This is a genomic window from Bariatricus sp. TF06-38A (assembly GCF_027690675.1).
Taxonomy (GTDB): Bacteria; Bacillota; Clostridia; order Lachnospirales; family Lachnospiraceae; genus Allocoprococcus; species Allocoprococcus comes.
Window position 1 is genome coordinate 119728 of the sequence record NZ_JAQFCE010000002.1, and the last position, 21137, is coordinate 140864.

The window sequence follows — 21137 nt, forward strand, 5'->3', positions numbered from 1 at the left end:
TACTATAGTTTAGAGAAAAAGCAACCGTTTTATAAGGAAAATGGATGCTTTTTTGAAAAATAGAAAACGGGTAAGAATTGACTAATTTTTGTTTAGACCACCTTTAGACCACTTTGCGAAAATTATATGAAAAAAATCCCCCGAACCGAAAGGAAATTCGAGGGACTTTAGCTGATTACAAAAGTTATGATTTGTCGATCTCTTATGCTTGGAATCGACAATGATAGGATAGCAGATAATACTGAACTAAGCTATAAATATTTTTTTAACTTGATGTATAACTGTTCTAATTTGCGGTGAACCTCATATTCAGTTTTTAATAATAAATCGGGTTCTTCAATATCATCAAGTGATTGTTTTTGTTCTAAATAATCTTGAATTTCTTTTGAAATTTTGGCTTTTTCTGCTTTAGATAACATTTGAATGTTACCAGGATTGTCATAATACCAATTATCAAAAATATCTGAAATCATTTCGTATAGCACTTTACTAACTAAAAATGACCGATATCCAGAATCAATTTCATCGTATTCAGTATAGCGTGAATTATATGTTAATTTTTCTAATGTCTCAAATAAAGGATGCTTTGCCATATCGTTAAGTAATTGATTGAAGCTAGGAGATTCCCATAATAGGTTATATACTTCTTGAGAATAACCTAAGCCATTCATTTCATCAGTTTCTTCATAATTAACTCGCGGATCTGAAGTTTTACATAAACCGAAAAGATAATCTATAGAAACATTGTATAGTGTAGCTAACTTGAGCAGCACTTCAGTGTCTACACTTCTTTCACCACTTTCATAATAACTTAATGTTGGTCTACTTATTCCAACAATTGCAGCTACATCTGCTTGCTGAAATCCTGCGTTTTCCCTTAATTCAGATAATTTTTCACCTAGATTTTTCTTTGCATCTGAATATAAAGTGTTTCCTGTAAATAATGATTGATAATATTCAAGTTCCTCTTTTGGCATTTTTCCGTTACGTTTCATATCAGTAATCTCCTTTAATTCTTTACATGTCTAAAATTGTTACATAAAAAAATAGTGTCACAAAAACGGTTGAAAAATAAATAATTGTCACATATAATTTTAGTGTAACATTTATGCGCATAAAAAACAAGTTCAAACAGAAAGGATAAACAATCGTATGGAACAAGAAAAAAGATTAGTCAATATTTCGGAATTTATGAAATATACAGGACTTGGAAGAAATTCAGCGTTAAAGTTTGGAAAAGACATTGGCTGCCGTGTAAAGATAGGGAGACGAGTCCTTTATGATATCAAGAAAGCTGATGAACAGATTAGCAAAATAGCTGAATAGCAGAAAGCAGGCAAGAAATGGCTAAAAAGAGTTTTAAGCCGGATTATAACGCCTGCATAGGTAATAACAAGCATGAAAATTTTGGTTCGATATATGAAAGCATGGTGAAGTCTGAACAGTTTAAAGCATTGAGCAGTCCGGCAAGAATGCTATATGTATTATGTAGGATTCAGCATAAAAGCAGCGCAGGAAAAGCTTGCTTGCATAATCACAGTGAAGAATTTGGCGTGAAATATCCAGACTCATGTTTTGTATTTCCGGCTAAGCAGCAATTAGAATACGGATTACAACGAACAAATTCACAAAGATACTTCAAAGAACTAATAGAGAAAGGATTTATAGAAAAATATGAATCGAATAAACATAGAAAAAAAGTAAATGTTTACCGGTTCAGTAGCAAGTGGAAAGATAGCAGTTAAAAACATTTTACTGTGTATACGGCATATAACAGACTGTTATACAGCATATAACAAAATGTAACTGTAAAGAGATTTTGTTATACACCATATAACGAAATAGGCTTGATTTAAGAATTTACGTTATACGGTGTATACACATTATCTATATATACCATATGGTATATCTTTCTGAAAGGGTAGCACATGGATAAAAATACATACAAGCGATATCTTCGTACACGACACTGGCAGCAGCTTCGACAAGAAGTTCTAAGACGGGCAGATGGACGTTGTGAAAAATGCGGTTATCAGCCTTGGAAACCTAACGGCTTGCAAGTGCATCATCTGACTTATTCCAATGTTGGAAATGAGAAGCTAGATGATCTAATCGTGGTTTGTCCTCGATGTCACATGGAACTGCATGGAATCACCGGAAGACGTAAGCCAGAGAACATGAAAAAGAACAACTAAATAGCTGACCTAGAGATACTTCGACACGGTTAAAAAATGGGTAACTTGCAGACACACTCCCTCACGGTAAAAAAGGCTGAACAACAGCATCGTTCGAGGTAGTAAAAAAAGAGTGACTTGCAGAGACTCCAAGACGAATAAAAAATAGCGGTTAAACTGCTATCGTCTGAGGTACATAAAAAGGACATAGCAAAACAGTTGTGATTTCAAGGTATTTTTATTGAAATTCTGTTTGGAATGTCTGGATCATAAATCAAAAGTGGTCTAAAAAGTGATACTTCATTGAGTGAAAAGCTGAGAAAGCTTGTAAAATAGCGGTTCTATGGAGTTGTGAAAGTAAATCACTAATTTAGTATTATGGAAATAGCAGATCAGGTAAAGGAATATAGTTACGCTGACTGCTGCTGGATACCGTGCCGGGGTTATGGTGGAAACGTCCCCCCGGGGCAACCTCACCCCCAAAAACAAAGAAAAAATAAAAAAGGGACTTACCTAGAACAGGTAGAAAGAAAGGAAGTAAAAAATTATGAGAAAATTTAAATGTGAAAGCGATTTTATGAGAGAAAGCACTAGAATTTATAGAGCATATGTTGAGAAAGAGAAACAGTTAAATGATTTGATTGCGGAAACCAATTCACTTAAAGATTTAACAAATGAAGCAAAAGAAAGAGAGACTAAGAAGATTCAGCATGAAATTTCTGAAAAAAGAGCCGGCATGAAAACACTTTTATCTAATCTGGAAAATGATTTTGCGGATTGGGCGTTTGAATTTGCCGATCTGACAGGCGAGGGGCTTGATAGAAAGCTTGCAACAGCTCTTTCTTCTGGAATTAGTTACAGTCCGCAGGAACTGTTGTATCTTGCCAAAAAAGCCGGAAATAATCAAGCTGACGCACGCTTATTACATGATTATGCGAAATCTCACGGTTATGAGCTTAAAAATTATGTTTCACCAGATCAGAAAATTGAAAAGTTCCACAAGATGAATGAAACGTTCGGAAAATTTGCAGATGATGAGGACGGAAAAAACTGGCTTAGACTTCCAGATGCTGAAATTGATATTTTCGTTGGAAATCAGCTTTCTTCTGTGGAGATTATGCCGGAAAATATGGAAATTCGTACAGTAGCGAAGTCTATTGATGAAGAAATTTCAAGAGATATTGCAGAAAATGAAAAGAAAAAAGCCGAAAATGCTGACAAAGACGGCGAATTTCTTAACGGGTTTGGTGTTGATCCAGAAGAACCAGATACAAACTTTTACAAGCCGGAAGATGATGCAACTGAAAATGTGAGTCCAGAAGAGGAAAGCGAAAACGTAGATCAGTAAAATGGATTTATCAGAAATCAAAACTATTACACAGGCAAAGCAGGGTGACAAGCTCGCTCTGCTAGCCTTGTACAATCAATATTTGCCGTTATTCAAAAAACTATGCCGTAATCGTGCAGATTATTCTAATGTTCTGGAAGTCGATGATTTACTGCAAGAATGCTTTTTAGCTCTGGAAAGTGCCACAAACAGCTATAGTTTTGAGCGTGAAGCAAGTTTTAAGACGTATTTATACAGTTGTGTGAAATGGCACTTAACCAGAGTAATCGCAAAGCATTCTAATGTGACGGAAAACCAACTGACATTGATACTGCAAATAAAAAAGTTCAGGGAGAATTATGAAAAACAACATGGACGTATGCCAGATAATGCCCTTGTGATGCGTGAATTCTTTATTTCAAGGGATTATTTACGGGAACTGGACATTTTAAAGGAGTTAAAAGTCACTTCCATAGATGTTCCAATCGGTGAAGATAATGAAAGCACATTAGCGGAACTGCTGCCGGGTGTAACTGATCTGGAAGAGAAAACTGTAAAAAGGTTGTCTATAGCGGAGTTTTGGGAAATTCTCAATGATGTTTTATTGCCTGCTGAATGTGAAGTTATCAAATTGTTTTATCTGGATAATTTAACAGTGGCAAAAATTGCAGAGAATACGGGAGATACAGAAAAACAAGTCCGGCAATTACAACAGCAAGCACTGAAAAAATTGAGAATGAGAAAGAAAATCAAAGAAATTATTTGAAGAAAGAGGTATTAACATGAGTGATAATTGTTATTTTGAAATGAATGAAGTTGAAGCGAATCTTGAAAATATAATGAATTCTTTGGAATTTGCTAATTATCAGCTTGCCACTGGAAATATCTTTTCAGCGGACGAGCCTAGAGATCAGGCATCAATTGAAAAAATAAATGATTTAACAGATGCTATTTCAGATAAGCTTTGTGATGCTATGTACAATTTGCGTGAACTTCAGAAAATAATTGATGGTTCTACGGAAGTATTTCCAGAAGAAAATGATACAGAAGAAATTACAGAAGAGATGCAGGAAGTAGACTACGCAGATGCTATCCCGTCTTTATACGGTGCAAAAGTTATAAGCATCGAAGATATAAAGATTGGGGGCGAAAACGGCATACTGATTGAATTTGATACCGTAGATGGCAGCAAGGCAAAGCTAATTTATGCTATGGATTCGCTCTATCAGGTCAATGGGGGCGAAAAATAATGTCTAAAATTACACCACTGAAAGCAATTAGGCGAAAATGTTTGGAATGCTGCGCCGGGCAACGGTTAGAGGTTCGGGAATGCCTTTTAAAAACTTGCCCTCTATTCCCGTTTAGAATGGGACACAGACCACCAGCCGAACAATTTACCACTGAAAGCATTGAAATTGATAACTAGTGTCCTATCCATGGAGTTATTGCCACAGAAATTGAAAATGAGACAGCAAAAAGGCAAGGGAAAACAGACCTTGCCTTTAAAATTATCATTTTGCTTTATCTTCATTGACGTATGACTGCAAAATAATGTTGATTAAGTTGTTTAAACTTCGGTTTTCACGTTTCGCAATCTCTTCCAGATTAGATTTTAACTCTTCTGGAATTCTCACAGTTGTTGGAATGGTATTTCCCATAAAAACAGCTCCTTTCAAATTTATTTTAGCATGAAAGCAATATGAATACAATTGTATTCATATTGACATCTATAAAAAGTGATGGTAGAATGAATACAAGCGAATACAAATAAATACTTTTTTAAGAAAGGAAGATTCAAAATGGAAAATGAAAAAAGACTTGAAGATGCTTTATCTGATGTAAAGGCAGAGTTAAGCGAACTCAAAATGGCATTAAACGAAATCACAGACAGGTACGACACGTATTGGAATTTAAACATGACAGAAGCTATAAAATTTTACAGAGGGGATACAGGTAATAAAGTTGGAGAAGCAAGCTGTCGAGTTCTTTTTGAACATGATCGGATCATGTGGCTTGTGCGTACTGCAAGAGTGTATTGCGAAAGTGCAGAGAATATTTGTAAAAGTGTAGAAAAGGAGTAAAAACATGGCAAGGATAAATGTAATGAATGCGATTGAAGAAGCCCGGAAAAATATATCCTCAAGATACGATATCAGTTTTCATACATTGGTAGAGATAACGGAAAAATATCCTACTAAATATCAAATTGCTTCGGCTGCATTTTGTCTCGGATATGGACAAGGGCTTAAAGCTGCTAAAGCAGAAAAAATCAACGGCGAGAAAGGAGAATAATTTATGAGTTATACAGTAAAATATGAAAAACCAGAAAAGAAAGAGCCTGTAAAATATGTTTTGATGCAGGAAGAACCAAAAAAGATAAAAGTTGATGTGTCAAACAACAAAAAAAATCCTAAGCAGGAGCCACTAAAAAACAGTAAGACAATATTTTCATATACCAACGGCAAAGCAAAGGAAGAAAAACAGCTAATGAAGCATATCGCATTAACTACTGAAGAAGCTGTTGATCTTAAAATGTATTTTGCACTTACACATCAAAGAATCACAGATGAAATTGAAGTATGGGAAAGTCTGAAAGATAATCCGACAGCTCCGGCAGCCGGAAAAAATCTGATTTTCTGGAAAAAGATGGAAACACTAATAAACAGGGTAAGTAAAGAATTAAGGTAGGAAGATGTGATATTATGACAGCAGTTACAAAGGGGAAGAAGTTACCAACAGGGATCAGAAAGAAAAATACAAATTCCTTTGAAATCAGAGTGAAACATGATGGAAAAACATATTATGAATATGCTCCGACTCTCACCGAAGCAAAGAAAAAGAGAGTTGATTTAAAATACCGGCTTGCGCATGGAACATATATCAAACCGACAAGTTATACTTTTGATGAATGGTTCAATTTCTGGATTGAAAATTATAAAATGAATTCTGTTAAGATCGGAACAATCCAAACGTATCGCAATTATTATAATTCATGTGTAAAAGAGCGTTTCGGAAATGTGAAGCTTGATAAAATAAAGGGTGCAGATATTCAGGCATTTTATAATGATCTTGTGAAAAGCAATCATAAACTAGCTACAATTAAGGTTATAAAGGCTTTTATGAGTAATGCTTTTAAACAAGCCGTAAAAGATGGAATAATAGTTAGAACCCCCTTTGATGCTACCAATTTACCACGCAATACCAAACCAGAAAAGGAAAGAAAAGCATTGACCAGAGAGCAGCAGAGCTTGTTTATGGAATATGCAAAGGATAGCTATTTGTATAATCTTTTTGCTGTTATGCTTAGAACTGGGATGCGTTCCGGGGAAATCCGGGGGCTTCGTTGGAGTGATATTGACAGAAAAGAAAATGTAATACACATTACAAGAACTCTAAAGTATATCAATGGACAAGGATTTATGGATGATACAGCAAAAACAAAAACATCAGTCAGAGATGTACCGTTAATGGCTGATACAATGAATTATTTGGAAAACCAGAAAAATTACTGGTCATTTAAGGTAGAGAAAATCGACAGGTATTTATTTTGCACTGTAGATGGAAACCCGATCAGTGTCCAGATGTTACAAACGGAAATTGATAATGTTGTTGGAAAAATACATGAAGCTGGGCAAGATTTTCCACGGATCACAAGCCATGTATTTCGTCATACATTCGCTACAAGAGCCATTGAAGCCGGAATGAAACCGCAAGTACTTAAAACTATTCTTGGACATAGTTCTTTAGCCATGACAATGGATTTGTACAGCCATGTACTACCAGATACAAAAGCGGAAGAAATGCAGAAAATAGCAAGTATATTTTAGGAGAGAGCAGCCGTTGAAGCTGCTCTTTTTGTGCAGAAATTTAGCCCACTTTTAGCCCACCTCTGAATAAACGTTGGCGGATATAGACAAACAAAAAACCCCGAAAAATTGCAGAATTCGGGGCGAAAAGAACAACTATGGAAGTAGACGGACAGTAAACTTGTAAACCTAGAGTTTAGTATTTCTATACACACGACAAGGTTTATTATACTATAGTTTAGAGAAAAAGCAACCGTTTTATAAGGAAAATGGAGGCTTTTTTGAAAAATAAAAAGCGGGTAAGAATTGACTAATTTTAGTTAATTACAAAAAAGTTTGATTTGTTTAGTAAAGGCTGTAGCTTTACAGATGATTCTGTTATGACAATAGCAGTTGGAGAAGCTCTTCTTGCAGTCGGAACGGAAGCTACAGTAAAGAAAATAGAAGAAGCGGTAGTAACTAACATGCAGGATTGGGGAAAAAGATATCCATATGCAGGTTATGGTGGAAGATTCAGGTATTGGTTTAGAGAAAGAAATCCTAAGCCATACGGAAGTTATGGGAATGGTTCTGCTATGAGAGTGTCAGCGGCGGGATGTGGTGCTAGAATAGTGTTTGGTGAAAAGAGGGAATAGTGGTATAATTCTATTATAGTAGATTTTAGATATAAAAAGAAATGGAGAGGCACTAGTGCAGATATTTGTAGATGCAGATGCATGTCCGGTAGTAGATATTATCGAGACAATAGCAGAGAAATATAATATTCCAACTACATTGCTGTGTGATACGAATCATATTTTGTATTCTGATTATAGCGAAGTGATTGTAGTAGGGGCAGGAGCAGATGCAGTAGATTATAAACTGATCAGTATCTGCCATAAAGGAGATATTGTCGTATCACAGGACTATGGTGTTGCAGCAATGGCACTGGGAAAAGGTGCTTATGCCATTCATCAATCGGGCAAATGGTACACGAATGACAATATTGATCAGATGCTCATGGAACGTCATTTGAATAAAAAAGCCAGAAGAAGTTCCCATAAGAATCATATCAAGGGACCGAAAAAACGAACAGAAGAAGATGATGTAAGGTTTGCACAGTCTTTTGAAAAAATGCTCATGATGGTACAGGAGAAATTTCAAAAGAATACTAAAACAATGGAGACAGGCAGAAAGGAAAACAAATGAGAAAAGCAATCGTATATGCATCTGTACATCATGGAAATACAGAAAAACTAGTAAAGGGCATAGCAGAAGAATGCCAGGTCGATTTGATTGATGCTGTAAAACAGCCGGATGTAGATCTGAGCAGTTATGATATGATTGGATTTGCATCAGGAATCTATTTTTCAAAATTTCATCAGTCGATATTGGGATTTGTAGAGAAGAATCTACCGGACGATAAAAAGGTATTTCTGATCTGTACTTATGGTGGAAGTGCGAATTATAAATCTATAGAGCAGATTTTGGACGAGAAGCGTTCTAAAGTGATAGGAAAATTCGGATGCAAGGGTTATGACACATTTGGTCCATTTAACAAAAGTTAGCAAGAATTATCCTTCCTCTACAGGTTGGAGATGAATTGCAGAAAAAGAATGCAGAACACTTGTTCTACATCGTGAAGTATGGTATACTATAATCAGTCGAAAGAATAGAAAGGACTGATTATATGGATAAAATGGATCATAATGCACATTCAGTATATTTGATGTATTATCATCTGATCATGGTTGTAAAATACCGAAGAAAAGTAATAGATGATCCGATTTCGAAACGTGCAAAAGAGATTTGGGAACGTATTGCACCTGATTATGGAATCACACTGGAAGAATGGAATCATGATGTTGATCATGTGCATGTTATGTTTCGGGCACAGCCAAAATCAGAACTCAGTAAATTTATCAATGCGTATAAAAGTGCAAGCAGCCGTTTGTTAAAAAAGGAATATCCACAGATTAGGGAAAGACTTTGGAAGGAAGCATTCTGGAGCCAAAGTTTCTGCCTGTTGACAGCGGGTGGGGCACCGATTGATGTTATCCGTAATTATATCGAGACGCAGGGAGAGAAAAAAAGATGAATATAGCTTATCGTTTTCGTATATATCCAAACAGAGAACAGGAAGTTCTGCTCGCAAAAACATTTGGCTGCTGTCGTTTTTTATATAATCAGATGTTGAATGATAAGATACGGGAATATGAAGCATCGAAAAAAATGCTACGAAATACACCGGCGATGTATAAAAAAGCATATCCATTTTTGAAAGAAGTGGATTCCCTGGCACTTGCAAATGTGCAGCTGCATCTGGAAAAGGCATATAAGAATTTTTTCAGGGATCCAAAGATTGGCTTTCCAAAATTCAAATCAAAACACAGGAGCAGAAAAAGCTATACGACAAATGTGGTCAATGGAAATATTCAGGTAGCAGACCATCGGATAAAACTTCCGAAACTGAAATGGATCCGTATGAAAAAACATCGTGATATTCTAGAAAAATATTGCCTGAAATCTGTAACAATCAGTATGGAACCATCCGGAAAGTATTATGCAAGTTTATTATATGAAAAATCTGACTGTGAAAACCAAGCAGAAGAATTTGATTATGAAGACGCAAAGATACTTGGAATTGATTATGCAATGCATGGAATGGCTGTGTTTTCTGAAGATATACAGAGAGAAAATGAAGGATATTTCAGAAAAAGCGAGGAGCGGATGGCAAGGGAACAGAGAAAGTTATCTCATTGCGTGAAAGGAAGCAACAATTATTACCGACAGAAAAAACGTGTTGCATTATGTCATGAAAAAATCCGAAACCAGAGGAAAGATTTTCTGCATAAACTGAGTCATGAAATAGCAGAGGTATATGATGTTGTTGCAGTAGAAGATATTGACATGAAAGCAATGAGCCAGTGTATGCATTTTGGAAAAAGTGTCATGGACAACAGTTATGGAAAGTTCCGGGAATTGCTGGAATATAAGCTGACATGGAGAGGAAAGAGATTGGTATGTGTAGACCATTTTTTCCCTTCCAGTAAAAATGCTGTAAATGTGGCAATATAAAGAAAGAACTGAAACTTTCGGACAGAGTATATCTTTGTACATGTGGAAATCGGATAGATCGGGATCTGAATGCGGCAATCAATATACGTGAAGAAGCACGCCGTATGTTGTTAGCAGGATAAATGGAAAGTGTCTGTATCCAGACAATGAAAATATCCCATAACTGGGTAAAATGAATCGCGGGGCACTCGAGGATAGCTTGTAGATACTTGGCTCAGTAGAGCCATTGAGCAAGAAGCCCTCACTTCAAAATCTGTGATTTAAGTGGTGGGAGCATGTCACACTGGTAGGTGGTATTGCAAAGGTCATCCGGATGAGGAAGATCTAAAAAATGCAGTTGAGTTTGTAAAAAGATTATATGTAGCCTGCAAATAAAAAGTTAAGGCTAAATTGTTGCTTTTTTTGTTTGAGTTTCAAAACTTTTATGTGACAAACGTAGCTGTCTGTGATATTATAAAGATGATATAAGCGAAAAAGACTTTTGCAGAAACGAGACTGCCGTCATTGATTACACTAGAAAAAATATATACAGCATTGGGTGTGACATTATCGCAGTTTTTTCAGGAAAGTAATTCGGAGAATCTGACAGAAAAACAGAAAGAAGTTTTAAGGAGATGGAATGATCTGAGTACAAATGAGCAGGAAACAGTAATGTCAATGCTGCGTGGACTTTGGAAGTAGGAGAACAGTTCGAGTATATGTATCGGCTGTTCTTTTTTATTTTTCAGCGTTAAAGCGGTGAGGTTTTTCTTATGCACGATAGATTGTGGGAGTATAATAACATCAATATTTTTGCATAAGTTTAAAAACTATAATAGGATGATCGGCAAACCAGATGAAAATCTGGGACGCAAAGCTACAGGGCCTGTAAAATGGCAGCCAGTTGCATGAAATGAGATGCACTGTCTGTAGGACAGTGTTTTTTTATTTCATAGATATATGAAAAAAACGAAAAGGATGGTTAGGAATAGGAGGAAAATGAAAGGGAAAAGAGTGATTGCAGGCATTCTGCTTGCGGAAATTTTAGCAGTCACCCTGGCAGGGTGTAAAAACATAGATAACACCAGAGAAGAAACAGAAAAGCCGGTCATTACACTCGGCAGCGATAACTACCCACCATACAATTATCTGAATGAGGATGGTGTACCTACGGGCATAGATGTAGAACTTGCTACAGAAGCTTTCAAAAGAATGGGATATCAGGTGGATGTTGTCCAGATCAACTGGGAGAAGAAAAAAGAATTGGTAGAAAGCGGAGAGATTGACTGTATCATGGGCTGCTTTTCCATGGAAGGACGCCTTGATGATTACCGCTGGGCAGGACCATACATAGCAAGTCGACAGGTGGTAGCCGTAAACGAGAGCAACGATATTTATAAGTTGAGTGATCTGGAGGGAAAGAATCTGGCTGTCCAGTCCACAACCAAACCGGAAGGTATCTTTCTGGACAGGATGGATGAGAGAATCCCAAAACTGGGCAATCTGATCAGTCTTGGACATCGGGAACTGATCTATACGTTTCTGGGAAAAGGGTATGTGGATGCAGTTGCCGCACATGAGGAATCTGTTGTCCAGTATATGAAGGATTATGATACAAGCTTCCGTATCCTGGAAGAGCCTCTGATGATCACCGGGATAGGTGTTGCTTTTGCAAAAGATGATGACAGAGGAATCTGTGAGCAGATGGAACAGACATTGGAAGAAATGCGCCAGGATGGCACATCCCTGAAAATCATTGAAAAATATCTGGATGATCCCCAGAAGTATCTGGAGGTGGATGATCTTGGATATTAAGAAAAAAGAAAAACGAATCCAGCTGCTCGGCGGTCTGCTTGGAATCTGTGTGGCGGTAGTCTCCCTGTTTTATTTCTTCCACTCAGAAAAAGCGGAAGCAGAGAAAAGAATGGTGGAGATTGTAAAGTATGTGAAAGTGCAGTGTTCCACCTACACCCATTATAATGAATCATCGGAATCCAAAAGTCTCCTCCGTGCGATTGAAAGTGCCAGACAGATGAGTACAAATATTAAAACGGAAACAGAAAACGGCGGGCAGCTAAGCCGGGATTTTCTGAAGGAAAATCTGCAGACTCTCTGGGTGGATGGTATCCTTGTATTGGATGCAGATGGAAAGACGGACTGTGAATACAGCACAGATGAGTCTCTGACTAATGAGATTACGGAGTATCTGCAAAAAGACATCATCATGGATTTTGCCAGATATGAAGAAAGAAGCTATTCGGAACGGTTTACCAGGGAAGATGGGGCACATATCGATATTGCAGCCTGTGCCAGAAAAGATGCACCGGGCATCGTCGCAATCTACTATTACACTTCTCCTGAATTTGCCAGAAACTATACACTGACGATACAGAGGCTTTTAAACGGTTATAGTACTCAGAAAGATGGAACGATTCTTGTTGCAGACAATGGGACAGTTGTTGCCTGCAATGATGAGAGCCTGTTGGGGCAGAATACAGCCGACAACGAAGTGGTTCAGGCAATGAAAAAGCATACAGACAGTCAACATATCTATCATTTTAAGAAAGAAGGAATCGGATGTTACGGAATCATGCTGAAGCAGCGTGATTATTATATCTATGCATATCTTCTGGATACGGAAGTATTCCACAACCTTCCATTAAATGTGATGAGTGTTATTTTTCTTTATTTTTTGATGTTCGGTTTATTCTGGTTCTGGACATATAAAACCAATCTGACACATCAGAAACTGGAACAGGAAAAAGATGAAAAATATAAAGCAGAACTTCTGATAGCTGCAAAAAAGGCAGAAGCCGCCAATGAGGCAAAAACAGAGTTTCTTCAGCGAATGAGCCATGATATCCGGACTCCGATTAATGGAATTTGCGGTGTGCTCAATGTGGCAGATCATTATGCAGACGATATGAAAAAACAGACGGAATGCAGGGCAAAAGTCAAAGAGGCCTCTCATCTGCTTCTGGAACTGGTAAACGATGTCCTGGATATGAGTAAGCTGGAGTCAGATGAAGTGATTCTGGAAGAAATACCATTCAATCTGAGCAGTATTTTCAGGGAAGTATTTGTTGTGATCGAACAGATTGCAGCAGAACAGAATATCCGGATTGCGTGGGAGAAAAAAGAAATCATACACCGGAATCTTATCGGAAGTTCGGGGTATGTGAAACGTGTGATGATGAATATTCTGTCGAATGCGGTGAAATATAATCGAGAAAACGGACATATTTATATCAGCTGCGTAGAAATTCCATCCGAACAGCCAGAAACGGCGATAATGAAATTTGTCTGCCGGGATACCGGAATCGGAATGGCAGAAGAGTTCCAAAAACATATTTTTGAACCATTTGCACAGGAACATGCAGGAAGCCGCACAAAATTTGCCGGAACAGGTCTGGGAATGCCAATTACCAAAAAGCTGGTTGAAAAAATGGGTGGAACCATTATGTTTAAAAGTAAAGAAGGTGTTGGGACAACATTTGTGATCCAGGTTCCATTCAGAATAGATCTGGCTACGGATAAACGGAAAGAACAGAAGGATGCATCAGAAAAAACGATAAAGGGGCTGCACATTCTTCTGGCGGAAGATAATGAGCTGAACATGGAAATTGCAGAATTTATGTTTCAGAATGAAGGCGCTGAAGTGACCAAAGCATGGAATGGACTGGAGGCTGTTGAAATATTTGAAAAAAGCAGACCTGGTGAATTTGATGTGATTCTGATGGATATCATGATGCCAGTCATGAATGGTTATAATGCCACAAAGAGGATCCGTTCTATGGACAGAGAGGATGCTAAGGAAATACCGATCATTGCAATGACAGCAAATGCATTCACAGAGGACAGAATAAGAGCAAAAGAAGCAGGGATGGATGAGCATATTTCCAAGCCTGTTGATGGGAATTTACTGGTAAAGGTAATTCATGAATCGTTGAACTAGCGGAAAATAATTTCAAATGGGAGATTCGTAATGAAAAAGAAAAAATGAAACAGAGTTTTGGCTGTACTCTTAATGATGGTGATGAGCATATCGCTTCTGTCAGGCTGTGGCAGCAAAAATGCGGAAAAAGAAGATGCAGAAACCAATGAACTGAACAGTGGCATGAATTCCATTGATTACAATGCAATTTCAGGTCAGTTAACTATAATTATGGTCGCCTTTAAAGAAGGATGGATACATCGGGATCATTGGATATTTTGATAGTTAAGTTTTTTAAAGAGAGGGTAGCGTATGGATGATTTTAAAAAACTCACAGAACAACTTTTGAAAATATATATTAATGCCGGATCAGTAAGTAATCTTGGTATAGAAAATTATTTTGATGAAAATATCAGTCTGATTGGAACTGGGAAACATGAGTTATTCACGAATCTGCATGAGTTTTTAGAATCATTCAAATTTGATGTAAAACGAAGAGGAAAAATCAGACTCGAAGTAAGAAATTTACATCAGGAAGAAGAAAGACTTGATGATGACCATGTTCTTGCACATGGAACAGTAGATTTTACTGGTCTGTTTAAAGATGGTTCAATCTGTTTTAAAATGGAGACAAGATTTACGATTATCTATAAGTGGACGAATGGAAAATGGATGGTTCAGCATCTGCATCATTCAACACCGGATCTGGAACAGATGGACGGTGAAGAGTTCCCTCTCGCATTGGGGGAGCAGGTCAAAAAAACCCGGCAGGCCCTTCATGCATTAGGTACTGCTTATTATCATATCTCAAGGCTGAACTTAAAAACAAAGAAGATAGAACTTGTTAAAAGATCTCGAGAAATGGATATGGGTATTAAAGAGAATACTTCAGATTGGGATCCTCAGTTCAAGATTATCGAAGATATTATAGCAGAACCATTTGTGCAGAAGTATATGGAATTTTTTGACATACAAACCATGGCGGCACGTCTTCATAATAAAGAATCTATGTCTTCCGAATTCAAAAAGAAGGATGGATCATGGTTTCTTTCCATGGTTGTTCCTCAGAGTTATGATAAAAATGGAAATGTGACATCCGTGTTGTTTGCAAATAGAGATGTGACAGATGAAAAATTGAGGGAATTAAAACAAGAGGAAGAATTGCGGGAAGCTAAATTAAAAGCGGAATGTGCAAACAAAGCAAAATCATCATTTCTGTTAAATATGTCTCATGATATCAGAACTCCTATGAATGCAATCATTGGTTATGCAGAACTGGCATCCAGACATTTGCAGGAAACAGATAAGCTTGGCAGATATCTTGAAGAAATCCAAATATGCGGAAAAGAACTTTTGTCGATGCTTGGTAATGTTTTAGATCTTGCAAGAATTGAGAATAATAAGGTTGAGATGGAATACACTGTTTCAAATGTCCATGAGTGCTTTGAAAATTGTGTCATTATGTTCCAACAACAGGCAGAAAGTAAAAATCAGACGATCTCTTTGACAGAACAAATCATGTATCCATATGTGTATATGGATGAACCTCACCTGTCAGAAGTCTGTCTTAATATAATAAGCAATGCAATAAAGTATACAAATACAGGAGGTTGGATATCCTGTAATGTTGTACAGAAATCCTGTGAAAAAGAAGACTGGTGCAATATGATCATTAGTATTACCGATAATGGAATTGGTATGTCTGAAGAATTCCAAAAGCGTGTTTTTGAAACTTTTGAAAGAGAACGTAACACTACATCCAGTCATATTGAGGGCAGCGGCATCGGAATGGGCATTACAAAAAAGCTTGTAGAGCTCATGGATGGCACAATAGAAGTGAAAAGTAAGCAGGGTAAAGGTTCCACATTTACAGTAACTATTCCTTGCAGAAAAGCGTCAGAAGACGATTCTCTGGTGAAGAAAAACAGTAATTTGAGCAATAAGAATTGGTTGAACGGTGTTCGGATCTTACTGGTCGAAGATAATGAGATCAACACTGAAATCGCAACGGAATTATTGAAGGAAGAAGGATGTATTGTTGAGACTGCCAATGATGGTGTTGCATGTATTGACATGATTGAAAAGGCTGATGCTGATTATTACAAGATGATCCTTATGGATATCCAGATGCCGGTTATGAATGGATATGATGCTACATTAGCTATCCGAAAGATGAAGGATACGAAAAAAGCCAGGATCCCTATTATTGCGATGACTGCCAATGCTTTCGCAGAAGATGCACAAAAGGGTCTTTCTGTTGGAATGAATGCTCATGTTGCAAAGCCTGTTGATATGAATATTCTTGTCCCAACCATGCTGAAATTTTTGGGTTTGTGACGTGTAATAATCTGGTGATTTAAGGAGAAAAGAACAATGTACAAAAGTAGAAAAAAATCAGACGTACTATTTGCAGGTATATTTGTGATTTTAGGAATGTGGATGATATTATCAGTACACTGCCGGGCCGCTGAAAAGAATAATGATGAAAAACAGTCACAGATCGTCCGTATCGGATCCTTTGAAGATACCTTTGATTATATCGATAAAAACGGTGTCAGACGAGGATATGGGTATGAACTCCTGCAGGCTCTGGCAGGCTATACCGGATGGAAATTTGAGTACGTGAAATGTGACTGGTCCAACTGCTTTGATAAGCTTGAAAATGGTGAGATTGATATCATGGGCGATATCTCTTATACCGATGAACGTGAACAAAGGATGCTTTTTTCAGATGAAGCGATGGGTGAAGAAAAATATATTCTTTATGCTGATTTGTCAAACATGGATCTGGGAATGTCCGATTTCAAATCTATGGACGGGAAACGAGTAGGTGTGCTCATGGATACAGAACCGGAAATTATGCTGACAGAATGGGAAAATAAGAATAGCATACATACAGAGCATGTAAATGTGAATAATAACGATGATGTCGAAAAGAAATTAGCGAATCATGAGATTGATGCTTTTGTATCTTTGGAGGAATCCGTCTGGTCTGAACAGGGAATATCATCTGTTACCACGATTGGCAAATCAGGCATATATTTTGCAATAAATAAAGAGCGCAGCGATATCAAGACGGAGCTGGACTGGGCAATGCGCAAGCTAGATCAAGATAGTCCATTTTTTAAGGCAGATTTGTATAAGAAGTATTTTACGCTTGAATATAGTCAGATTCTTACAGGTGAAGAAAAGTCCTGGGTGGAAGAACATGGTAACATCCGGATCGGATTTCAGAGCAATGATCCGGCGGTATTTTCCATGGACGAAGAAACTGGAAAACTTACCGGAATGCTGGCAGAATATGTATCCTATGCCAAAGACTGTCTGGGGAATCAGAAACTGGAATTTAATATACAGGAATACAATGATTATGACGAAATGATACAGGCTTTACAAGAGCGTGAGATTGACATGATTTTTTATACCGGCAGAAATCCCTGTTTTGCAGAAGAAAAAGGATATGCACTTACAAACACAGCCTGGACTTACAGCCTGATGGCGGTAACTGATGAAGAAAATTTTGATGAGCATAATGTGTATAAAGTAGCTGTGCAAAAGGAAAAAGAAGCCTTAAAACAGCATATTGCTTTCTGTTATCCACAATGGGAGCTGGTAGATTGTGATTCGCTTGATGATGCAGCAGATATGGTTTTGAATGAAAAGGCAGACTGTTTTCTCATGGGAGCAAGCCAGGCGATGATATATGATAACAGTAGAAATTTCAAGAGTGTTCCACTTACAAAAACAATGGAGGCATGCTTTGCGGTAAGAGGTGGAGCGGGTAGCCTTTTATCAATACTGAATAAAACCTTAAAGGCCATGCCGTCTGATATGCTTACAAGTGCACTTGCTATCTATGACAGTACGGCAGATAAGGTAACATTTTCTGACTTTGTAAAAGATAATCTGATTGCTTTTTTTATTACGGCAATATTTTTTGCATTCAGTATAATTAGTATTATCCTCGTACTTTTACGAAAGGCAAGAAAAGCAGAAACTGTTGCAAAGCTTGCAGCAAATAATACACAAAAACTCAATGATAAATTGGAGATTGCTTTGAAAAAAGCAGAGGATGCCAGTCTCGCAAAGACTCGTTTTCTTAACAATATGTCACATGACATCCGGACGCCTATGAATGTAATTCTGGGCTATGCACAGCTTATGGAGAATGAACTGAAAGGAAAAGACATGCCTGAAACCTTAGAACATTTGGAAAAAATGCAGCAGTCGGGGAATCTTCTCCTGTCAATCATAAATAATGTACTGGATATGGCCCGGATCGAGAGTGGAAGGATGGAGCTTGATGAGAATTACTGCCGGATTGAAGATGTCAGGAAGTCTTTGTTTGCAGTATTTGATGAGAAAGCAAGGAAAAAGAATATTGTGCTTCATTACACGATGAATGTAGAACATGAGCATGTACTGACAGATGTTACCAAGGTGAAAGAAATATTTGTCAACATCCTGAGCAATGCTATAAAATATACTCCGTCCGGTGGTTCTGTTATGATGAGCGTAGATGAATTGCCATGCGACGAGCCAGGGTACATGATCGTGAGGAACAGAGTGAGTGATACAGGAATTGGCATGAGTCAGGATTATATGACGAAGATTTTCGACGCATTTACACGTGAACAGAACACTACAAAGAGCAAAATCGCAGGAACCGGACTGGGAATGTCGATAGTCCGGAAATATGTTGATCTGCTTGGTGGAACAATAGATGTAGAGAGTGAACTCGGAAAGGGCAGCACCATTACAGTTACACTTAAACATAAGATAGCCGATGAAAGCTATTATGTAAAAAAACATATTGAAGAGTCTGGAACAGGCAGCGAAATCCTTGAAGGCAGGAATATCCTTCTGGCAGAGGATAATGATCTGAATGCAGAGATTACAGAAGCAATTCTTGAGCGTGCCGGCATTAAAACAGAACGTGTGGAGGATGGCATTCAATGTGTAAATATGATAGAAAAGATGCCGGCAGATACATATGATATGATCCTGATGGATATTCAGATGCCGAAAATGAACGGTTATAAAGCAACACAGGCAATCAGACGCCTGCTGGATAAGGATAAAGCATGCATACCTATCATTGCAATGACAGCAAATGCATTTGAAGAAGATAAGAGAGATGCTTTTGCAGTTGGTATGAATGGTCATATCGCAAAACCCATTGAGCTTGATAAACTGCTGTCGATGTTATCGGAAGTAATAAGGCAACAAGAAAATTGCTGATTTCATGTTATACTGAATGGAGTGTCATTTTGGAAAATATGCAAAAGCAGGGAGAGATGCATTGTGATACAGAAATCATAATTCTGATAGGAACGTCAGAGTATATTTTCAAGATGTTATTGGAGAATGGAATCGGTTATAAAAAGCCACCTGACTGAGGTGGCTTTTTGTGTGTCAGAAATTATTTCAAAGCCCAGACAGTTATTATAAAAAATAAGGAGGAACTCTATGGAATAGAAGTCTGACGGTACAATAGCAGATAAAACATACAAAATATACATGAAGTTTTATCTTGGAAATCAGATATCAAAATAAGGCCACCACATCAGTGCCGTAGAAGCTTTTGAGTTTGTCCATTCGGGCACTCATGTTGGTGAAGAGCAGATCGAGGATCGTGATTGCGGCCATGGATTCTACGACTACGACGGCGCGTGGGACGATGACCGGGTCGTGACGTCCTTTAATGATCATTTCGGTGTTTTCTCCATCTTTGGTGACGGTGGACTGTGGCTGTGAAATGGACGGAGTCGGCTTTACTGCCGCGCGGAAGATGATCTTGCTTCCGTCACTCATACCGCCGAGGACACCGCCTGCATGGTTGGTGTCTTTGGTGATCCTTCCATCTTTTATATGGAAGGAATCATTGTTGATACTTCCTTTTGTATCTGCAGCTTTAAAGCCGTCACCGATCTCAAAACCTTTGACTGCTCCGATGGACAGCATTGCTTTGGCAAGATTGGCGTCCAGTTTTTCAAATACAGTATCACCGATTCCTACCGGCATACCGGTAACAACACATTCAATGATGCCTCCTGAGGAATCCTGATTTTTAATACATTCTTCCAGATAGGCAGATACTTTTTGGGCATATGCGTTGCTTGGCATATAAATCGGGTTCTGGAAAATCTCTTCCGGATGGTATTCATTTTCCGGAACAGATACCGGACCGATTGCTTTCGTATAAGCATGTACTTCAATGCCAAGTTCTTTCAAAATCTTAGCAGCAACTGCACCTGCTGCAACTCTGGCAGTAGTTTCTCTTCCGGAAGAGCGTCCCCCTCCTCTGTAATCACGGAAACCATACTTTTCATCAAATGTATAATCTGCGTGTCCCGGCCTGTATGTGTTCATAATATTTCCGTAATCACGGGAACGCTGATCCTGGTTCTGTACGAGAATTGAAATCGGAGTTCCGGTCGTCCGGCCTTCAAATACGCCGGACCAGATCTGTGCCATATCACTTTCCTTACGTCCGGTTGTAAACTGGCTTTGTCCGGGTTTTCTTCTATCCAGATAAACCTGGATATCCTCCTCTGAAAGAGAAAGCCCTGCCGGACACCCGTCGATCACAACACCGATCCCCTTTCCGTGCGATTCCCCCCATGTAGAAATCTGAAACAATCTTCCATAAATAGATCCTGCCATACTATATATCATCCTTTCTGTAAGCTTTTATTTATAAAGAATTAATTTGTGAATCAGTCAAAATGAAAAAACGAACAATAAAGCAGAAGAACACTTGCGCGATGGGATTTGAAACGTTTCGTTTATTCTATTTGTCATCACAACGCAAATCATTCATTCCCCCAAATCACCTCATTATTATAATAGAAGATTCC

Annotated in this window: 25 protein-coding genes and 1 riboswitch; of the genes, 22 read left to right on the forward strand and 3 right to left on the reverse strand. The window is 37.9% G+C overall.

Going from position 1 to position 21137, the window contains the following annotated elements; translation table 11 throughout:
- Positions 1–251: 251 nt before the first annotated feature.
- Positions 252–995: a helix-turn-helix domain-containing protein gene (locus tag PG418_RS02755; protein WP_498837018.1), complete on the reverse strand. Its 744-nt coding sequence runs from the start codon at positions 993–995 to the stop codon at positions 252–254.
- 157 nt (positions 996–1152) lie between these two features.
- On the opposite strand from PG418_RS02755, the gene PG418_RS02760 reads away from it, so the two are divergent.
- The 6 genes from PG418_RS02760 (at position 1153) to PG418_RS02785 (ending at position 4751) form a co-directional block, all read left to right on the forward strand.
- On the forward strand, positions 1153–1326 hold the full coding sequence (locus tag PG418_RS02760) for a hypothetical protein (protein ID WP_498837019.1): 174 nt from the start codon (positions 1153–1155) through the stop codon (positions 1324–1326).
- Positions 1327–1343: 17 nt separating this feature from the next.
- Positions 1344–1745: a hypothetical protein gene (locus PG418_RS02765; RefSeq protein WP_498837020.1), complete on the forward strand. Its 402-nt coding sequence runs from the start codon at positions 1344–1346 to the stop codon at positions 1743–1745.
- Positions 1746–1928: 183 nt separating this feature from the next.
- Entirely contained in the window at positions 1929–2195 is a 267-nt protein-coding gene (locus PG418_RS02770; RefSeq protein ID WP_498837021.1) for an HNH endonuclease, read from the forward strand.
- A 526-nt stretch (positions 2196–2721) separates the two neighbouring features.
- A complete protein-coding gene (locus tag PG418_RS02775; protein WP_215686014.1) occupies positions 2722–3522 on the forward strand; it encodes a hypothetical protein in 801 nt (266 codons plus the stop codon).
- A gap of 1 nt (position 3523) precedes the next feature.
- Entirely contained in the window at positions 3524–4267 is a 744-nt protein-coding gene (locus tag PG418_RS02780) for a sigma-70 family RNA polymerase sigma factor (protein ID WP_498837022.1), read from the forward strand.
- A 16-nt stretch (positions 4268–4283) separates the two neighbouring features.
- Positions 4284–4751 carry a hypothetical protein gene (locus PG418_RS02785; RefSeq protein ID WP_173686460.1) on the forward strand — a complete coding sequence of 156 codons (468 nt, stop codon included), beginning with the start codon at positions 4284–4286 and terminating at the stop codon, positions 4749–4751.
- 261 nt (positions 4752–5012) lie between these two features.
- Here the strand turns inward: PG418_RS02785 and PG418_RS02790 are convergent, their stop codons facing one another.
- Positions 5013–5159 carry a ribbon-helix-helix domain-containing protein gene (locus PG418_RS02790; RefSeq protein WP_173686461.1) on the reverse strand — a complete coding sequence of 49 codons (147 nt, stop codon included), beginning with the start codon at positions 5157–5159 and terminating at the stop codon, positions 5013–5015.
- Between the two features lie 141 nt (positions 5160–5300).
- Here PG418_RS02790 and PG418_RS02795 point away from each other — a divergent pair, with 141 nt between their 5' ends.
- The 16 genes from PG418_RS02795 to PG418_RS02870 all read left to right on the forward strand — a co-directional run bounded on the left by PG418_RS02795 (position 5301) and on the right by PG418_RS02870 (position 19518).
- Positions 5301–5582 (forward strand): hypothetical protein, encoded by a 282-nt coding sequence (locus tag PG418_RS02795; protein WP_498837023.1) that lies wholly within the window; start codon positions 5301–5303, stop codon positions 5580–5582.
- Between the two features lie 4 nt (positions 5583–5586).
- Positions 5587–5793, forward strand: a complete 207-nt coding sequence (locus tag PG418_RS02800) for a hypothetical protein (protein ID WP_349095871.1) — start codon at positions 5587–5589, stop codon at positions 5791–5793.
- A gap of 3 nt (positions 5794–5796) precedes the next feature.
- Positions 5797–6189, forward strand: coding sequence for a hypothetical protein (locus PG418_RS02805; RefSeq protein WP_349095870.1), 393 nt, complete (start codon positions 5797–5799; stop codon positions 6187–6189).
- Between the two features lie 14 nt (positions 6190–6203).
- Positions 6204–7328: a tyrosine-type recombinase/integrase gene (locus PG418_RS02810; protein WP_498837024.1), complete on the forward strand. Its 1125-nt coding sequence runs from the start codon at positions 6204–6206 to the stop codon at positions 7326–7328.
- Positions 7329–7648: 320 nt separating this feature from the next.
- The gene (locus tag PG418_RS02815; RefSeq protein ID WP_498837025.1) at positions 7649–7942 is read left to right on the forward strand and encodes an ADP-ribosylglycohydrolase family protein; all 294 of its coding nucleotides are present in this window, start codon (positions 7649–7651) and stop codon (positions 7940–7942) included.
- Between the two features lie 55 nt (positions 7943–7997).
- Positions 7998–8495, forward strand: coding sequence for a YaiI/YqxD family protein (locus PG418_RS02820; protein ID WP_117556194.1), 498 nt, complete (start codon positions 7998–8000; stop codon positions 8493–8495).
- Positions 8492–8854, forward strand: coding sequence for a flavodoxin domain-containing protein (locus PG418_RS02825; protein WP_175305289.1), 363 nt, complete (start codon positions 8492–8494; stop codon positions 8852–8854). Before PG418_RS02820 ends, PG418_RS02825 begins: the two co-directional genes overlap by 4 nt.
- Before the next feature lie 122 nt (positions 8855–8976).
- Positions 8977–9384, forward strand: a complete 408-nt coding sequence (gene tnpA / locus PG418_RS02830; protein ID WP_175305288.1) for an IS200/IS605 family transposase — start codon at positions 8977–8979, stop codon at positions 9382–9384.
- Positions 9381–10364 (forward strand): RNA-guided endonuclease TnpB family protein, encoded by a 984-nt coding sequence (locus tag PG418_RS02835; protein WP_498837026.1) that lies wholly within the window; start codon positions 9381–9383, stop codon positions 10362–10364. Before tnpA ends, PG418_RS02835 begins: the two co-directional genes overlap by 4 nt.
- Positions 10365–10372: 8 nt before the next feature.
- Positions 10373–10486 carry a zinc ribbon domain-containing protein gene (locus PG418_RS02840; RefSeq protein WP_498837082.1) on the forward strand — a complete coding sequence of 38 codons (114 nt, stop codon included), beginning with the start codon at positions 10373–10375 and terminating at the stop codon, positions 10484–10486.
- Positions 10487–10868: 382 nt separating this feature from the next.
- Complete coding sequence (locus PG418_RS02845; protein WP_175305286.1) at positions 10869–11045, forward strand: hypothetical protein; 177 nt, start codon at positions 10869–10871, stop codon at positions 11043–11045.
- Between the two features lie 134 nt (positions 11046–11179).
- Positions 11180–11255: riboswitch (cyclic di-GMP riboswitch) on the forward strand.
- Positions 11256–11342: 87 nt separating this feature from the next.
- Positions 11343–12158, forward strand: a complete 816-nt coding sequence (locus PG418_RS02850; RefSeq protein ID WP_195479739.1) for a substrate-binding periplasmic protein — start codon at positions 11343–11345, stop codon at positions 12156–12158.
- The gene (locus tag PG418_RS02855; protein ID WP_498837027.1) at positions 12142–14298 is read left to right on the forward strand and encodes a response regulator; all 2157 of its coding nucleotides are present in this window, start codon (positions 12142–12144) and stop codon (positions 14296–14298) included. Before PG418_RS02850 ends, PG418_RS02855 begins: the two co-directional genes overlap by 17 nt.
- Positions 14299–14355: 57 nt before the next feature.
- Positions 14356–14559: a hypothetical protein gene (locus tag PG418_RS02860; protein WP_175305276.1), complete on the forward strand. Its 204-nt coding sequence runs from the start codon at positions 14356–14358 to the stop codon at positions 14557–14559.
- A gap of 30 nt (positions 14560–14589) precedes the next feature.
- Positions 14590–16614 carry an ATP-binding protein gene (locus PG418_RS02865; protein ID WP_498837028.1) on the forward strand — a complete coding sequence of 675 codons (2025 nt, stop codon included), beginning with the start codon at positions 14590–14592 and terminating at the stop codon, positions 16612–16614.
- A 36-nt stretch (positions 16615–16650) separates the two neighbouring features.
- Positions 16651–19518: a transporter substrate-binding domain-containing protein gene (locus tag PG418_RS02870; protein WP_498837029.1), complete on the forward strand. Its 2868-nt coding sequence runs from the start codon at positions 16651–16653 to the stop codon at positions 19516–19518.
- 306 nt (positions 19519–19824) lie between these two features.
- Here the strand turns inward: PG418_RS02870 and aroC are convergent, their stop codons facing one another.
- Positions 19825–20943 carry a chorismate synthase gene (gene aroC / locus PG418_RS02875; RefSeq protein ID WP_498837030.1) on the reverse strand — a complete coding sequence of 373 codons (1119 nt, stop codon included), beginning with the start codon at positions 20941–20943 and terminating at the stop codon, positions 19825–19827.
- Between the last annotated feature and the right edge of the window lie 194 nt (positions 20944–21137).

What these genes read in the sequence shown, in the direction of transcription:
- PG418_RS02800 (WP_349095871.1), top strand. Translation starts at nt 5,587, where the DNA reads ATGGCAAGGATAAATGTAATGAATGCGATTGAAGAAGCCCGGAAAAAT.
- PG418_RS02865 (WP_498837028.1), top strand. Translation starts at nt 14,590, where the DNA reads ATGGATGATTTTAAAAAACTCACAGAACAACTTTTGAAAATATATATT.
- PG418_RS02810 (WP_498837024.1), top strand. Translation starts at nt 6,204, where the DNA reads ATGACAGCAGTTACAAAGGGGAAGAAGTTACCAACAGGGATCAGAAAG.
- PG418_RS02760 (WP_498837019.1), top strand. Translation starts at nt 1,153, where the DNA reads ATGGAACAAGAAAAAAGATTAGTCAATATTTCGGAATTTATGAAATAT.
- aroC (WP_498837030.1), bottom strand. Translation starts at nt 20,943, where the DNA reads ATGGCAGGATCTATTTATGGAAGATTGTTTCAGATTTCTACATGGGGG.
- PG418_RS02785 (WP_173686460.1), top strand. Translation starts at nt 4,284, where the DNA reads ATGAGTGATAATTGTTATTTTGAAATGAATGAAGTTGAAGCGAATCTT.
- PG418_RS02825 (WP_175305289.1), top strand. Translation starts at nt 8,492, where the DNA reads ATGAGAAAAGCAATCGTATATGCATCTGTACATCATGGAAATACAGAA.
- PG418_RS02835 (WP_498837026.1), top strand. Translation starts at nt 9,381, where the DNA reads ATGAATATAGCTTATCGTTTTCGTATATATCCAAACAGAGAACAGGAA.
- PG418_RS02770 (WP_498837021.1), top strand. Translation starts at nt 1,929, where the DNA reads ATGGATAAAAATACATACAAGCGATATCTTCGTACACGACACTGGCAG.
- PG418_RS02780 (WP_498837022.1), top strand. Translation starts at nt 3,524, where the DNA reads ATGGATTTATCAGAAATCAAAACTATTACACAGGCAAAGCAGGGTGAC.
- tnpA (WP_175305288.1), top strand. Translation starts at nt 8,977, where the DNA reads ATGGATAAAATGGATCATAATGCACATTCAGTATATTTGATGTATTAT.
- PG418_RS02850 (WP_195479739.1), top strand. Translation starts at nt 11,343, where the DNA reads ATGAAAGGGAAAAGAGTGATTGCAGGCATTCTGCTTGCGGAAATTTTA.
- PG418_RS02795 (WP_498837023.1), top strand. Translation starts at nt 5,301, where the DNA reads ATGGAAAATGAAAAAAGACTTGAAGATGCTTTATCTGATGTAAAGGCA.
- PG418_RS02790 (WP_173686461.1), bottom strand. Translation starts at nt 5,159, where the DNA reads ATGGGAAATACCATTCCAACAACTGTGAGAATTCCAGAAGAGTTAAAA.
- PG418_RS02775 (WP_215686014.1), top strand. Translation starts at nt 2,722, where the DNA reads ATGAGAAAATTTAAATGTGAAAGCGATTTTATGAGAGAAAGCACTAGA.
- PG418_RS02855 (WP_498837027.1), top strand. Translation starts at nt 12,142, where the DNA reads ATGATCTTGGATATTAAGAAAAAAGAAAAACGAATCCAGCTGCTCGGC.
- PG418_RS02755 (WP_498837018.1), bottom strand. Translation starts at nt 995, where the DNA reads ATGAAACGTAACGGAAAAATGCCAAAAGAGGAACTTGAATATTATCAA.
- PG418_RS02765 (WP_498837020.1), top strand. Translation starts at nt 1,344, where the DNA reads ATGGCTAAAAAGAGTTTTAAGCCGGATTATAACGCCTGCATAGGTAAT.
- PG418_RS02870 (WP_498837029.1), top strand. Translation starts at nt 16,651, where the DNA reads ATGTACAAAAGTAGAAAAAAATCAGACGTACTATTTGCAGGTATATTT.
- PG418_RS02805 (WP_349095870.1), top strand. Translation starts at nt 5,797, where the DNA reads ATGAGTTATACAGTAAAATATGAAAAACCAGAAAAGAAAGAGCCTGTA.